11 protein-coding genes and 1 tRNA gene are annotated in these 15,001 nt (G+C 57.3%); 2 read left to right on the top strand and 10 right to left on the bottom strand.

The features are described 5' to 3' along the window. Positions 1–3: 3 nt before the first annotated feature. From AC0JZ1_RS14295 to AC0JZ1_RS14255, 9 genes are all read right to left on the bottom strand, one after another. The gene (locus AC0JZ1_RS14295) at positions 4–1,548 is read right to left on the bottom strand and encodes a class I adenylate-forming enzyme family protein (protein ID WP_471883004.1); all 1,545 of its coding nucleotides are present in this window, start codon (positions 1,546–1,548) and stop codon (positions 4–6) included. Positions 1,549–1,581: 33 nt separating this feature from the next. After that, positions 1,582–1,836, bottom strand: coding sequence for an acyl carrier protein (locus AC0JZ1_RS14290; RefSeq protein WP_471883003.1), 255 nt, complete (start codon positions 1,834–1,836; stop codon positions 1,582–1,584). 152 nt (positions 1,837–1,988) lie between these two features. After that, positions 1,989–2,453 (bottom strand): cyclic nucleotide-binding domain-containing protein, encoded by a 465-nt coding sequence (locus AC0JZ1_RS14285; protein WP_471883002.1) that lies wholly within the window; start codon positions 2,451–2,453, stop codon positions 1,989–1,991. Positions 2,454–2,484: 31 nt separating this feature from the next. Then, complete coding sequence (locus AC0JZ1_RS14280; protein ID WP_471883460.1) at positions 2,485–5,196, bottom strand: ABC transporter transmembrane domain-containing protein; 2,712 nt, start codon at positions 5,194–5,196, stop codon at positions 2,485–2,487. A gap of 172 nt (positions 5,197–5,368) precedes the next feature. Then, positions 5,369–6,721, bottom strand: coding sequence for an adenylate/guanylate cyclase domain-containing protein (locus AC0JZ1_RS14275; protein WP_471883001.1), 1,353 nt, complete (start codon positions 6,719–6,721; stop codon positions 5,369–5,371). 131 nt (positions 6,722–6,852) lie between these two features. After that, entirely contained in the window at positions 6,853–8,013 is a 1,161-nt protein-coding gene (locus AC0JZ1_RS14270) for a DUF3095 domain-containing protein (protein WP_471883000.1), read from the bottom strand. 50 nt (positions 8,014–8,063) lie between these two features. Continuing rightward, the gene (locus AC0JZ1_RS14265; protein ID WP_471882999.1) at positions 8,064–9,785 is read right to left on the bottom strand and encodes an adenylate/guanylate cyclase domain-containing protein; all 1,722 of its coding nucleotides are present in this window, start codon (positions 9,783–9,785) and stop codon (positions 8,064–8,066) included. A 147-nt stretch (positions 9,786–9,932) separates the two neighbouring features. Beyond that, positions 9,933–10,751, bottom strand: a complete 819-nt coding sequence (locus AC0JZ1_RS14260) for an MBL fold metallo-hydrolase (protein ID WP_471882998.1) — start codon at positions 10,749–10,751, stop codon at positions 9,933–9,935. A 231-nt stretch (positions 10,752–10,982) separates the two neighbouring features. Beyond that, positions 10,983–11,058, bottom strand: a tRNA-Thr gene (locus AC0JZ1_RS14255). Between the two features lie 222 nt (positions 11,059–11,280). Here AC0JZ1_RS14255 and AC0JZ1_RS14250 point away from each other — a divergent pair. Continuing rightward, entirely contained in the window at positions 11,281–12,507 is a 1,227-nt protein-coding gene (locus tag AC0JZ1_RS14250; protein WP_471882997.1) for a hypothetical protein, read from the top strand. Between the two features lie 3 nt (positions 12,508–12,510). On the opposite strand, the gene ppk2 is transcribed toward AC0JZ1_RS14250, so the two are convergent. Continuing rightward, positions 12,511–13,392 carry a polyphosphate kinase 2 gene (ppk2, locus tag AC0JZ1_RS14245; RefSeq protein ID WP_471882996.1) on the bottom strand — a complete coding sequence of 294 codons (882 nt, stop codon included), beginning with the start codon at positions 13,390–13,392 and terminating at the stop codon, positions 12,511–12,513. A gap of 153 nt (positions 13,393–13,545) precedes the next feature. On the opposite strand from ppk2, the gene phoR reads away from it, so the two are divergent. Beyond that, a complete protein-coding gene (phoR, locus tag AC0JZ1_RS14240; RefSeq protein ID WP_471882995.1) occupies positions 13,546–14,811 on the top strand; it encodes a phosphate regulon sensor histidine kinase PhoR in 1,266 nt (421 codons plus the stop codon). Positions 14,812–15,001 lie beyond the last annotated feature (190 nt).

The raw sequence follows: 15,001 nt of genomic DNA, 5'->3' as shown, positions 1-15,001 counted from the left end.
GCATTATGCCACCTGTTCCTGTCTTTGTTCATCCAAAAGGGAGAGACGTATCTTGCCGCTCGTGGTTTTCGGCAGCGCCTCGTGAAATTCAATGAATTTGGGGATCATGAAATCCTCCAGATGCTCGGCACAGTGGCGCAAAAGCTCGCGTGGCAACAGTGCCAGGCCCTGTCGCAGCACCACATGCGCCTTCACAACCTGGCCAAATACCGGATCGTCCACGCCCTCAACCGCAGCCTCCTCTACGGCAGAATGCCCGTAGAGGACGCGCTCCACCTCCTGCGGGCTCACCTTTTCACCGCGTGTCTTGATGATGTCGTCCTTGCGGGAGACGAAGTAGAGGAAGCCATCGGCATCAGATCGGAAGAGATCTCCGGTACGATAGCGAATGCCGTCGGCGGTTTTTTCCAGAGTGCGCGCGGTCAGACCATCCTGTTGCCAGTAGCCTGTCATCACGTGCGGGCCGCGCAGCGCGAGTTCACCGATTTCGCCCGCGGGAACGGGGTTCCCTTGGTCGTCAAGAATTTCAGCCACTGTGCCGGGCAACGGCCTGCCTACGGAAAGAGGTCTTGATGTCCGCTCTGCCGGATCGAGATAACTTGTCCGAATGCATTCCGTCTGCCCATACATGATGAAGAGCTTCGCGGAAGGCAGGAGCGTTTGAAGCCTGTCCGCAATGGCAGGTGGCAATGCCGCCGCCGCGCTCGTCACGTAACGGAGATGTGGCAGACAACCGTGTTCGAGATCATTCATGCCTGTAATGAGGCCGGCCATGGCTGGCACCAGCGGCAGGCCGGTGACCTTCTCCTCGCTCAAACGATTGAGGATGACGCGGGGATAGGCAAAGCTTTTCTCCAGAACAAGCGTGGCCCCCGCCATGAAGGCCGTCACCATCTGCGTGATGCCATAGCCGAACGAGAGCGGAAGCACGCTGAGGATCACGTCCTCGCTGCTATTGCCGAGATATTGGACAATGGCGCGGCAGGTGAAATCGAGATTAGCGTGGGTGAGCATCACACCCTTTGGTGCGCCAGTGGAGCCGGATGTGTGGATCAGCAGCGCCAGATCGGTATCTGGATAATTGCCAAACTGGCCCTCTTGTGCCGAACCGGCCTGCAATTCGCCAAGGTCGAGGCAATTGTCGATAGCGGGTTCGGGTCGCCCTCGAACGATCAAGGGGCAGGAAAGGCCAGAGCCTTGCCGCGCGCTATCCATCACCTGTACCTGACGGGCAAGTCCGATCAGGGCTGCAGGCTTGGTGCCGGCAATAATTTCACCCAGCTTTTGCGCCTTTACGGTCGGATGAAGCGGGCAGGGCGTGGCCCCTATGCTCCACAGCGCAAAAAAGCAGCACACGGCATCCGCGCCATTGTCGAGGAGAAGCAGCACCCGGTCACCAGCTTGGATACCGTGACTGGCAAATCCTGCCGCCAGGGCCTGAACGCGCCCTGCAAGATCGAAGTAGGACAATCGTTCGCCATCGGCCACAAGCGCTAAACGATGTGGTCTCTGTTCGGCCTGGGCAAAGAGATTGGCTTCAATACGCATCTGCTGCTCCCGGCAACGGATGAGAGATATGGCTTACGCCGCCTGAAGTTTGGAAGAAAGGTAGCTTGAAACGCGGTCAATGCTGTCGAGGTTTTCCGGGACGATTTCGTCATCGGCAACGCGGATACCATAGCTGCTTTCAAGAAACGCGATGAGTTCCAGCACGCCGGTCGAATCCATGACGCCGCTCTCCAGCAGCGACTGGTCGCTGCCAATCTCCGCATCGGCTCTGAAGAGGAAGTTTTCGGCAATGAATTCGCGAACTGCAGCCTGATATTGATTGGACATGTCTAAGCTCCCCGGTGCAGCTGTCATGTCAAATGCTGACGGCGACTGCACATTCTTGATGGGGTGAGTGTGCCCACAACAGCTTACTGTTGGCTAAGGGTGAAACTTCAAATTTTAAACATGTGCCGAAATCGTGCGACTACTTAATTCCCTCAGGTCAAAACGCGCTGTTCGCGGGTGCGTGCTGCGGTCAGTTCAGCCGTCGTATGGTTGAGGCGATCAGCAAGAACACGCATGATTTCAACAGCCATGTCTGGGAAATCGCTCATCAGGCCAAGGAAGTTTTCCTTGCTGATTTTCAAGACCTCGAGCCGGGAGGTAGCCCGCACCGTTGCCGTTCGAGAGACATCGCAGAGAATGGCGATTTCGCCGACGATGGAATTTTTTTCGAGATCTGCGACCTTTACTTCGCCGCTCTCGGCATTCACCAGAACGTCTGCCGTGCCGGACAAAATGACGTAAGCCGCATCGCCAGGGTCGCCTTGCCGAAAGAGGTTCTGCCCCTCGCGGCAATTCAGGCGCTCGGATGCGAAGGCGAGCAGCTTCAATTTCGGCGGTGCAATCTTTGAGAAGAGCGGTACCCGCCGCAACATCTCAACTTCTTCCTTTAAGAGCATCAGTCTTCCCCTGTCCCGTACCAAAACGATATTATGAGACAAGCTCCTTGAACATACCGTTTTTGCCGGAAAGTTCGTCAAAGCTGCCGCTTTCGACAATGTTGCCACCGGAAAAAACGAGAACCCGGTCGAAAAGTTGCGCTATATCGGCGTTTGGTAGTACCCAGATGATCGCCGGGCGGTAGCCATCCTTGTGCAGATCGCGCATGACATTGGTGACAATACGGTCCTGCGCACGCTGATCGAGCGCTGGAAGCGGCCTGTTGAAGATGAAGAAATCCGACCGTTTCAATAGCGCGCGGGCAAGGTTGATCTTCTGCCGTTGAACGCTCGTCAGGCGTCTGCCTTGCGCGCCGACATCGAAATCCAGACCGATGGCGAGAACATTGTCTTCCAGTTCCATCTCCTGGAAAATGTCGCGCGCCAGTACGTTGATCCGCTCGGATGCATCGGCCTCGCTATAGGCTATGCGCCCGAACAGCACATTGTCGATCAGCGAGGCCGTTTCCGAAAAGCGCTGCGGATCATGCCGTTCGATGGTCTCGCTCAACTCTTCAGGAATGTTTGCGTAAAAAGCGTTGCGGGCCTCTACTATCTTCTGCTTCAGCTCCGGCGTCAGCAGGCCGAACCTGTGTCTCGGCTCGATATAGGCAAAGCTCAGGCGAATTATGCTGGTGCGTTCTTCCTGCTCGGCATCCTGCGCGGAAACGCTTTGCAGCTTCTGCAAAAGCTCCTCGTAAAGCGGAATGTCGTCCGCACTCATGAATGTCAATTGCTGGAAGAACGGGTTGTCCGGCGGCAAGTCCTTGAAGAGTTCGACGGCGGTTTCGGCGATCTCAAGGCCCATGGCGTAAAGGTCGTCCGTCAGGCCGCTGCCACGCATGATCTGCTTGAAATAAGGATGAGCCACCAGCAGCCTCGGCGTCATGGATTTGCGCATGGTGCCAAACAGCAGGTTTTCGCCAACGGACGCCTGGTCGTTGAACGCATCCGGCTCGAACGGCACCACCATGGTATCGAGGTCTTCCTCCTGAAGCCTTCGACGCAATGCAGAACGCACATCGACGATCACATCGGTAATCGCCCTGTGCGATTCCACATCCACTTTTGAACGCAGTGCCAGATCGAAAATGTCCTGCGAGATCGTGGCCGCATCCAGAACGGGGCGGATGACCTTCAAGAGATCGTCCGGGCCAGATGCGCCAGCAGACTGATAATCGATCCAGTCGCTGTTGAGGTCGAGAGAGGGGTTGCCCGCAAGCTTGGCTTCCAAAAGATTGCGCTTGTAATTGCGTGCCTCTGCGCCCTTGTAGCTCACTTCGGTCAATGGCGCATGCTTGAGGCCATAGAGAAGGTTGTCACGCAGGCTGGCGTGGAAGAAGTAGGCTTCGGCGGAAATGAAGGTGATGCGGCGGCCGGTAATGGATTCCGGCATTTCCAGAATGTCCTGCCCACCAAGAGTGATGCGCCCGCCATCCGGCCATGCCACACGTCCCAGCGCCTCCGCAAAGGCCTCTCCGCCTGATCCATTCGGGCCGATAATCGCAATCGTCTCATTTGGCTGGATCTCGACGGAGACGCGGTTGAGAACCGCAGCGCCGCTGTCATCGGTCACCAGCACATGCGTTGCAACAAGCGGCGCGGCAAGCTTTTCAACCGGCGTGGCGACAAGGCTCGTTACCTTCTCATCGACGAGTTGCTCAACATCGAACTGCTCGATCACCTGGGCATATTTCACCTGCACGTCCTGGCGTGCCTGATCCCAATCGATCAGCTCTTTCAACGGGCCGGGAAGGTCCTTGTAAGCGCCAATCACGGCGACGAGCTGACCAATATCAAGTTCGCCTTGCAGGGCAAAATAGCCGCCGATGACATAGAACAGGAAGGGCGTGATCTGGGCCAGGAAGTTATTGATGAACTTGACCAGAAACTTCCACTGGTAGAGGTCGTAGCGAATGTCAAAGATCAGGCCGAGACGCGCAGCAATATCGGCGCGTTCAAGGTTGGATGTATCATGTGCGTGGATGGAGCCGATGCCATCGACAATCTCGCTCACCCGACCGGAAAGCTGGCGCGCCGTCAATTGCCGTTGACGTCCCAGCTCCAGCAAACGCCGGCGCATGCGCGGAATGATAATGCCCTGAACACACACAATGCCCGCCGCGATCATGCCGAGCCAGAAGCTCTGGATGATGATGAAGGCAAGCGCGGTAATGGCCTGTCCGCCCAGCAGCGCGGGCTGCACGAAGGCGTCGCCGGTAAAGCCGCCCAGCGGCTCCACCTCATCCTTGATCATGGTTGCGATTTCGGCGGATTTCGCCCGTTTGAAATAGGCGGGCGGAAAGCGGAGAATGCGATCCACCAGTTCAAAGCGAATGCGCCGCAGCATCCGCTCGCCCAGCCGGCCCTTGTAGGTATTGATGTAAAACTTGAAGAGCCCGTTCAAAACGACAAGCGCCAGGAAAACGAAACTCAGCGCCAGCAGCGTGCCCAGCCTTCCCAGTTCGAACCCGTCGAACAGATGCACCTCCCCGATGAAGGGAAGCGAGAAGGAAATCGGCATGAAAAGCTTGGTCGCGTTGGCGTTTTCGAAACCTTGCCCCTGGATCGGCCCGTTGACGATCTGCTTCGGCAGGTCGAAGGAGAGGAAATAAGGGATCATCGAAAGCCCGACGATCGTCAGAATCCAGATCTGCTGCTTATAGGTATTGCGCCAGATGTAACGGGCTAGGCTGACTTCCATCCTCATCCGCGCTGCATCCAGTTCAAAGCTCCTCAACAGCCCACGGTGATCAGCGCCGTTATGCGCGGCTGATGGCAACCCGGAGAATGAAAACTAGCGAGGTTCGCAGCCTGTTCCAAGTCTAAAATAAGGTATGGATGGAATCCTTGCGAAAGGAGAGGCCGAATGCCCCCTATTGCAGGAATTTGTCCAGAAGCTTGGCAGCCGGGCGGCGATTGTCAGGGCCGGTTGCGTCGCGATGCAGCAGAATCAGCCGTTCCGCTTCCGAGAGTGCCTGTTGGCGCAGATCGGATACGACATCCTCAAGCGTCAGGTCTTCCATCGCCAGTTCCGGCTTCATGATTTTCACCTTCTGGCGCACCCCGCGCAGCTTGTGCTCACCAAGGTCTATCCAGTCTCCCTCGCAATAATCGGCAAAGGCTTCGCTGGCGATCACGTCCGTGTCGTATTTCTTCGTCAGCGCCTGCAATCGCACCACTTCATTCACAGCGGAGCCAAACGCCGAGAAGGTCAGCCGATCCCGCAATCCCACATTGCCGAACATCACATTGCCGATGTGAAGGCCGATGCCATAGCCGATGGGTGCGAGCCCCTTTTTCTGGCGCTCCCCGTTCAGATCCGCCATCCGGGCCTGCGCGTGGCGCACGGCGCTCATGGCTGCCTGGCTTGCAGCGCGGGAGGGTTCACGGTGCCGGTCGCAAGGGTAAACGGCCAGAAAGCCATCGCCCAGAAAACTGAGGATCTGCCCGCCATTGCGATTGAAGGGAGCCGCCAGCGCATCAAAGAAACTGTTCAGCGTATCAATATAGTCCTGACGGCTTTCCTTGTCGGCCAGCGAGGTGGAGGCGCGCATATCGCCCATCACTAGCGCGGCACGAATGGTCTCGCCATCGCCGCGCCGGATCTGTCCTTTCAAGACCCGTTGGCCCGCATCCATGCCAAGATAGGTGGTCAACATATTGCTGGCGAGCTTATCGAGAACCGCCATCTTGGCAGCGACGGCCAGATGGTTCTGCAAGCGCATGAGGGCTGATACCATGTCCTCGCTGAAACCTTCGGCAGCACTGGTAGACCAGGAGCCCATCATGCCCTGGATCGATCCGTCGCCGAAAGGCTGCAGGAATGCGATGTAATCGGTGATCTTTTCACGGCGCAAATCCTCAAACACCGTAAATTCCACCGGCCCCTCCGCTGGCACCTTGCGGCGTATGTATTCAAGGTTGTTGCTGAGGAGATGGAAGTAAGGGCTTTTCAGGAAGACGTCGTTATTGCCCACGTCGTGCCGGTAGCCTTCCACCTCCAGTCCGCTTTGCGCCCGCCATGTAAAGCCCAAGGCATCATAAAGAGGATGCAGCATGGCGAAGGAGAGGTGAACACGCACGATCGGCATGCCCGCGGCAGAAATGCGCTCGCAAAAGCCGCGGACGATCTGCTCCAGCGATGCACCGGAAAGAGCCGTCTTAGTCAGCCAGTCGGCGACCTTGTCCATGAAAATCGAAGAAACCGGTCCGGAAGCAGTTGTCATGAGATGGCCTATGCAAGGAGTGGTTCTCTGCCGGGCGGCGTCTTTCTGTCACATCGGTATGGTTGCGCGCAGAAACAAGACCGTCCATCAGATATAACGCATCTGGATTTTAAATCCGTCGCGAGGGGCTGTTACGATCCCATCTGGCGTCGGCTTGGCAGCTGCCCTGCCGCCAGGGCGTAGCCGCCATTGGCCCCATCGATAAAGTGAACATGGTTGCGTGAGAGCGGGCTGAACACGAAGCAGGTCATCAGAGCCTCTGGCTGGCTGTGCAGGCCGAACTCGCAAATGCCTTGCGCCTGCGCCTCCTCCAGAAGCTGCTTGATCTTTCCAAAATGCGCTTCATCGATATCGACGGTCATTTTTAGCCCGTCATCAAACTTTCGAAAGTCGGAATTGGCTGCAACATCACGTGCATATTGCTGCGCGTCAAAGCGTCCGAACCTGCCTTTGCGCCGGTAGAGCCAGATGACCAGCCAGATTTGCAAACGCGCTGAAACGTAAGCTTTCAGTCGGTTGGTGAGGCCCGATGACGCACGCACTTCTCTTTCAATGTTCTCGCTTTTATAGTTCAGCGGTGGTCCCTCTGCGGGTATCGGATGGCTGGCGCGGTCCAGTTCTGCGGTGAGCGCAATCAACTGGCGTACCAATTCCCGAAAGCCGGTCATCGTTTCGGCGGAAACCGGCTTGGCAATGATGGAAAGGATCTGGCCATGCCGCGCAGGGATCGGCTCCCACCGGCAGGAAAGGCCGGTCAGGTCCGGTGCCTTACCAGCCTCATCCGCAATATGATAGCGGCCCGCCTTCATTTGCGCTTCGGCCCAACTGGCGCCGCCGCCATTGAACATGGCGTAGCTTGCATCGGCACTGGCGGCAAAACGTGCAACGCTCACCTCAAGGCCCGCTTCGCGAATATCGTTGACCGGTACCAGCGCCACGCGCATGTCCAATCGCAGCGCATCCCGCACCCAGTTGCGCACCTCGGCCAAGGCTTGTCGCGCTTGTTTGGCGGCTGAGGCAGGAAGGGCCACCATCGCTCCATCGCCCCCAAAAACAAAGGGATGGTTTCTGCGGCCCAGCATATTCATCAGCGCGGAAATGACGGCAGCCCCTGCCATGTTCACATCCTTGTAGCGCCCCTCGGAAATTGCCTGTGTCGAGCCTACGACATCGGCAATGGCCAGCAGCCAGCCATCGGGCAATGGCCGGTAATTGGCAGGCTCGGCCACGCCTTCGAACTGGCTCAGTTCAGGCAAAGTATCGTAGAAATTATCGGTTGCCAGGGTACTCATGAAGCTAAGCTAACATGAGCCATCGGCTCGTGTATCGGAGATTCTTGCAGTCAGCTTGCCGCAGGATCGATAACGAGACCTTCCAAGGCTTTACGCACGCCCTTTTCGAAAACGAAAACCTTCAAGCGCTCGGTCCTGCCACGGATGGCGATCTCCTGGCTTGGAATGGCTGAAAGGTCGAGACCTGCCAGTTGGGCAACCGGTTCGGAAAGAACCAGCTTTGTGTCCAGATCCTTGGCTACGGTTTCCAAGCGGCTTGCCACATTCACCGTGTCGCCAATGGCTGTCAGCGTGCGGGCATTGCCATAGCCGAGCGTTCCGACCACCGCAGGCCCGGTGTGGATGCCCATGGCGATGCGTAAGGGATCGGGAAGTTCATTTTCCAATTGCTCGTTCAGCGCCTCGATCCCGGCAATGATGCGGCGGGAGGCATCCAGCGCCTGGCGGCAGGCCAGTTCTGCATTGCCGCTCAGGCCAAACAGCGCCATGGCCCCGTCACCGATGAATTTGTCCATGCGCCCGCCTGCCTGTTCCACCGCATGGCCGACAACGGCGAAATAGCGGTTGAGCAGGAAAACGATATCGAAGGGCAGCCGCGTTTCCGTCAGCGTGGTGAAGTTGCGGATATCGCAAAAAAGAACGGCGATTTCCCGTTCACGTCCGGGTATGGCTTCATAGCTGTCCGGTGTTTCATCCACTTCCGATTTCGCCACCAGAAGAGGGGTGAGCGTCACCGGCCCAGTGGGTCGCAATTGGCAGGCGAGGCGCACATCCGCCCCTGCTTTGATACGTGATAGGGTGCGCTCTTCCTGGCTGTCGGGTGCAGAAAGGTTATTGAGCCCTTCGATGATTTGCACCCGGCAGGTGGAACATCGGCCTTTGCCGCCACAAACGGCATAGTGCGGACGGCCAGCCATGCGGCTTGCTTCCAGAACGGTATAGCCGCGCGGAACGCTGATCGCCTGACCTTCAGGAAAGCGGATGGTGATGAGGTGGGCTCGTTCGCGCAGCCACCTTATGCCTCGCGCCGCAAAGACGCCCAGCACGAGCGCTGCAAAGATGCCATGCATGACCAGGCGAATCTCCAGCAGCTGCTGATTGGCTTGGGCGGAAAGCGCGGTCGGATCGTAGTAGCCGCCGGGAAAGCCGCTCATCAGATAGACCGGCGTCGACATGGTGCGGCCCATCTGCGCAAAACCGAGCAGCGACAGAGTGGGGATCAGGATGGCAACTGTCAGAACACCGGGCCAGATCGCTGTGTACCAGGGCCGGTACCGCAGCCAGAAATGAATTCCCAGGCAGCCATGCAGCCAGATCACCACTAGCGCCAGTGCTTGCTTGGCGCCGTTGAACGGCGATTTCGTCCAGAGTGTGTGGACGACCGTTTCGTAATTATCCCGCAAATAAAAGAGTGTAGAGGCAAGCCGCGTCGAAACGATGTGATCGATCAGCAGGATCGGGATCAAGAGGCCCAGGATGATTTGCGCCGCCTCGGTCCACGGCATGGTCATGCTTCGGCGCATATAGAGCGAGCCGAGAACCAGCGTGATATGGGTCAGGAAGGCACCGTAAAGCAGGACGCTTCCGGCAGGGTTGCGCCACATTGGCAGGAACCAGCGACGCGCATAATCCGCCATTTCCACGGAAATGAGACCGAACATATGGTTCATCATATGCATGGTCAGGAAGGAAAAGATAATCAGGCCCGATAGAAGACGTGCGCGGCGCAGGCGGCGCTGTGAGATCAGGTTTTCAAGGACGCCCGCTGCCATTCTATCTCGGCTTTTCTTCAATTCATTTGAGGAATGGCAGTTTTATCGAAGGCTGTAAATCTTTGCGCAGTAGGCCGTATCAATGCTTCGCATCATTCCGTCTCGGCCATGCAGCAACAAATCGTCGGGAATGCGGCGTCATCTGCGTCAGAGCGTGATCACCATGCCGTCACGTGCGGCAACCGTCGCGGCAAAATGTTCCTGAGCCAGTCGCTCCATCAATCCCATCTCATCATCTGTACGGGAAGGAGCATGGTGAAACAGAACGAGCTTCTTCGTGCGGGCCATTGCCGCCAGTTTGACGGCCTGTTCCCAGCTTGAGTGACCGAAACCACGGTAACGCTCCATTTCCGATTCGGTAAAAGCCGAATCATAGATGGCAATATCCGCATCCTTCATCATCTCCAGCGCCACGGGATCGATGCTGTCTGGATTATGTTCCAGGTCGAACACGAGCGCGACGGATTTGCCACCCCATTCCACGCGGTAGCCGATACAGCCTCCCGGATGGTTCAGCGAAAAGGTGCGCAGCGTAATGCCGGGGCGAGGGGTCAGCACATCGCCCGCCTTAAAATCCCGAAAGTTCAGCGATGCCTTGCAGATATCGAGCTTGACGGGAAAAAACGGTGGGCTGACAAACTGGTGCAGCATTTCGGAGGTCGTCATCGTGCCATGCAGATGGCCGGACCACATGGTAACCGCAATGCTGGGATTGTACATCGGCTTGAAGAAAGGCAGCCCGATAATGTGATCGTAGTGGCTGTGCGTGAAGAAAAGATCGACCTGTTCCGTCCCATCCGACAGCATATCCAGCCCTGCTTCGCGAATGCCTGAGCCCGCGTCGAAGAGAAGCCTGTCCTCTCCGCAGCGTACTTCAACGCAAGGGGTGTTGCCGCCATACTTTACAAATTCGGGTCCGGACACCGGAACGCTGCCGCGCGAACCCCAGAACTTTACCTGAAACACGTCTTCCTTCTTCGGTTTCCCGCTCAATCCCCGCCGTTGTTTTACACATTCGGAGGAATTCCTGAATTTTCACTTAGCCAAAGCCCTTTTGCGCGAGATTGCAAGTGCTTGACTGGCATTTTGCTCAAATATGGCGGGAATTTGCAGTCGCGGCCTCTCAAGGTTGCAAGGATCGAGTGAGATCAAGCGCGCTTGCTGGAACGGGAGGTTCTGTGAGGTAAGGTTGCTGAATGGTGCCGCTTACGTGACTCGAACACGTGACCCCGTCATTACGAATGACGTGCTCTACCAACTGAGCTAAAGCGGCCCGGCGAGCCAGTCGCTCGCGGTGTGAGGGGCCAAATACATGGAATGGGGGGCGATTTCAAGCGGGTAAATCCACTCTTTTTTCATGGGCGAGGTGACCCTGCCATCAAGCCGCCTTGCCTGGGGATAAAAACTCAGTGGCTTGCAGTGCTTGCAGTTCCCGCGGCAAGAGGTTACCGGAAGATGAACGAATACACGCGCAATCAATCAAGAAGGATATTTCGTGAGCGGTTTGGAAACGGCAATTAGGAACGCGCTGGAGCGTTCTGACCGCGCTGACCCGAATGTGCGCGCACGGATTTATCATTCCGCCCGGCAGGCGCTGCAGGCCGGATTGCAAAAGCAGCAGATCACCGATCTTCAGATCATCAACGCGCAAGAGACGCGTCTGGAAGAGGTCATCCTTCAGATCGAGAGCGAGGAAACCGCTCACGCTACGGCAGATGAGCCGGAACTTTCGGTCGAGCCGGATCTCAATCTCGCTCCCGGTGCTGTAAGCCCTGCTGCGCATGCAAGCGGGCCTTCCTTGGGCGGGCAGACCCGTGAAACGCCTTCGAGCGAAAGCCATCAGGGCGATCTGGGCGGTGTCCGACCGGAATCAAGGACTGAGTCAAGAACTGAACAAGCGCATGAGCCGATGCGGGCGGAACCCCATGCGGATCGGCTCGTGCCATCGCCCCAGCGCAGCGTGCCGCAGAAGCGCCGTCGCGGCCTGTTTTCGCGTAAGGAAAAATCCGCAAAAGCGGAGGCAAAGGCCGATATCGCGCCGCAGGTGCCGGGTGAGAAGCGCAAGCGCCGCAAGCGCGGCCTCATCTCGCGCCTCTTCATCTATCTTATCTTCTTCACCTTCATTGGTGTCGGCCTGTGGTGGGCTTATACGGCGGGCGTATTCATGTCCTATGCCGAGCGGGACAAGAGCGTGCCCAATCCTCCTGCCTCCGTGCAGGAAGAGGATTTCACCGGTGCGCCGACAACCGCGCTTGATCCCAGCCAGGGTTTCTCCTCTGAGTGGCTGGAGATTTTCGGTCACAATACTAAAGCCCGCGTTTCTCCTGGTCCACAGGCCAGCGCCGACACGGTTGAAATGGCCGATGGTCCGGCTTTGCGCATTACCTCCGCTACCGCTGATACGGCTGGCGATGTCGCCATCGAAGTTCCGTCAGAGGTTCTGCGTCAATTGGCGGGCAAGACTTCGACGATTGCCGTGACCCTTCAGGCGGCGGGCGACAAGTCGGTGCAGCTTGCCATTCGCTGTGATTTCTCAAGCCTCGGCGATTGCTCGCGCCATCGCGTGACAGCCACGCAGGAGCGGTCGGATACACTGTTCCGCGTCACTTTTGACAAAACGCTGGCCCCCACCCAGCCGGGCCGCATTTTCATCAATAGCGACATACTGGGTGGCAAGCAGCCGGTTATTCTCTTCTCCATCCGCGCCCTGGCAGGCCAGTAAGCTCTATTTCAGCGCATCGGGGCCGAAGCCAAGTATCTTGTCGTCGATCTCGCCAATCGCCTTCTTGTCCTTGCCTTCATAATCGATGGTGTGGAGAATGTGGCGAATGATATTGAGGCGCGCGCGCCGCTTGTCATTGGCGCGTACGATAGTCCAGGGCGCAAATGTGGTGTGGGTCTTTTCCACCATCAGATCGCGCATCTGGGTGTAATCTTTCCACTTGGTCAGCGCGGCGACGTCCATGGATGACAGTTTCCAGATCTTCACCGGATCGTGGCGGCGGTCATGGAAACGTTTGAGCTGCATTTCCCGGCCAATATTCAGCCAGAATTTGAAAAAGTGGATGCCTTCATCCACAATCAGCTGCTCAAAGCTTGGTGTCACCTTGAGGAAGTGCTTGTGTTCCTGGGGCGAGCAAAAGCCCATCACGGGCTCCACGCCAGCACGATTGTACCAGGAGCGGTCGAAGAGAACCATTTCACCCTTGCTGGGGAAGTGCGTCACGTAGCGCTGAAAATACCATTGCCCCGCCTCTGTCTCCGTCGGTTTGGTCAGGGCCACCACTCGGGCATAGCGGGGGTTGAGGGCGCCGTGAATGGCAAAAATCGAGCCGCCCTTGCCCGCCGCGTCGCGTCCCTCGAAGAGGGCCAGAATCCGTTGTCCTGTCTGGCGCATGGAAAGCTGTGCCTTGACGAGCTCGATCTGCAAGGCTTCCAGTTCCGCCTCGTATTGCTCGCTTTTCATTTTCTTCTTGTAGGGAAAACCGCCGGAGGTGAGGGCAGTATCGTCAACCCAGTCAGGCAGCTTCGGGTTGTCGATATCGAAAACCCGCAATGTGCCGCCGATATCGAGTTCAACGGCGCGGCTTTCGCCGGAATCAGTCATGTGTAACCTCCGCTTCATGTCATCCTGTAAAGAAGTCTGGGCAAGTGGCAGAAGTTTGCAAGTGGTCCGCATTTTTTTCCCTGCGTCCACAGGCGCACGCTGTATAGCTGTCATGCTGGCAGGTTATCTCCCCCGCAGGTTGGGGAGGTGCGCATGGTGGATGCGAGGTTAGAGATGATGCCTGAAAATCGGGTGGAGACGCTGGGCAAGCGGCTGAAGCAGGCATGGCTGGTGCTGGTCGCTGCAACCCTGTTGGCAGGCTTGGCACTTCTTGCGCAATCTCCGGCCTATCTGGTCGCTCTCGGCTGGCTTCTCCTTGTTCTATCCGTCCTCACTCTGCCAGCCTCCAAACCAGTGGAGCAGGCAGAACCTCAGGCTGTCGTTACCGAAGTGAAGCCCGTCGATACATTGAAGATCACGGGCGCTGCCCTTGCAGCCATCGATATGCCGGTCATCGTCCTTGGCTCAGACGGCACGATCCTGGAAACCAATCCCGCTGCGCAAAAGGCCTTTGGCGATCTGATGCGCGGCCAGCATTTGTCGGCCCGGCTGCGGTCTCCTGGCATTCTCGACATGGTGCGCGATACCATGCAGACCGGCCAACCAAACCAGATCGAACATTCTGAGCGTCTGCCTTCGGAACGGGTCTATGTGGCACGCATCAAGCCCATCCCGGCCATGGAGGGGGAACAGCGGCTTTTTGCTCTGTCCTTCCGCGATATTTCCGATCTGCGCAGCATGGATCGCATGCGCTCGGATTTCGTGGCCAATGCCAGCCACGAGCTTCGAACGCCGCTTGCCTCCCTGCGCGGTTTCATTGAAACGCTTTTAGGGCCGGCAAAGGCTGATACCGCAGCGCATGAGCGCTTCCTCGGCATCATGCTCGATCAGGCCACCCGCATGAGCCGCCTGGTGGATGACCTCCTGTCCCTCTCGCGACTGGAACTGAAGTCACACATCGCACCGGACCAGCAGGTTGATCTTGTTCCGCTGATTGGCCATGTGCGGGATTCCCTCAGTCCCCTGGCAGATGATCTGGGCGTCGACATCATCATGCATCTGCCGCAAGAAAAGGTGGAGGTCACGGGTGACCGGGATGAGCTGATCCAGGTCATCGAGAACCTGATCGAAAATGCCTGCAAATATGGGCAGGAGGGCAAGATCGTGGATGTTCATCTGGGACGGGATGAAACAGGCACGGTGGAATTCAGCGTGATGGATCGTGGCCCCGGCATCCCGGCAGAGCATGTTCCGCGTATAACGGAACGGTTTTACCGCGTCAGCGTGGCCGATAGCCGGTCCAAAAAAGGCACCGGCTTGGGTCTTGCCATCGTCAAGCACATCCTCACGCGCCACCGCGCACGTTTGGTCGTGAAATCTGAATTGGGCAAGGGTACAACCTTCACCGTTCGTTTTTGACAAAAATTGCTTTTGCCATTCTGTTGCATTGAAAAATAGATTATATCTTTCAATATTTTAGCCTGTCATAAATGTTTCATCCAACTGACATAAAACGGTGGTGCTCCGGCGGCTAAGAGTGGCGCGCCGAAGTGCTGGCACCACAAGAGATGGTCAGCGAAAGGCAGCGTCCACACCAGCCCATCACGGG

It is taken from the genome of Affinirhizobium capsici, from assembly GCF_977018625.1.
This window is presented reverse-complemented; position numbering and strand designations above follow the sequence as displayed.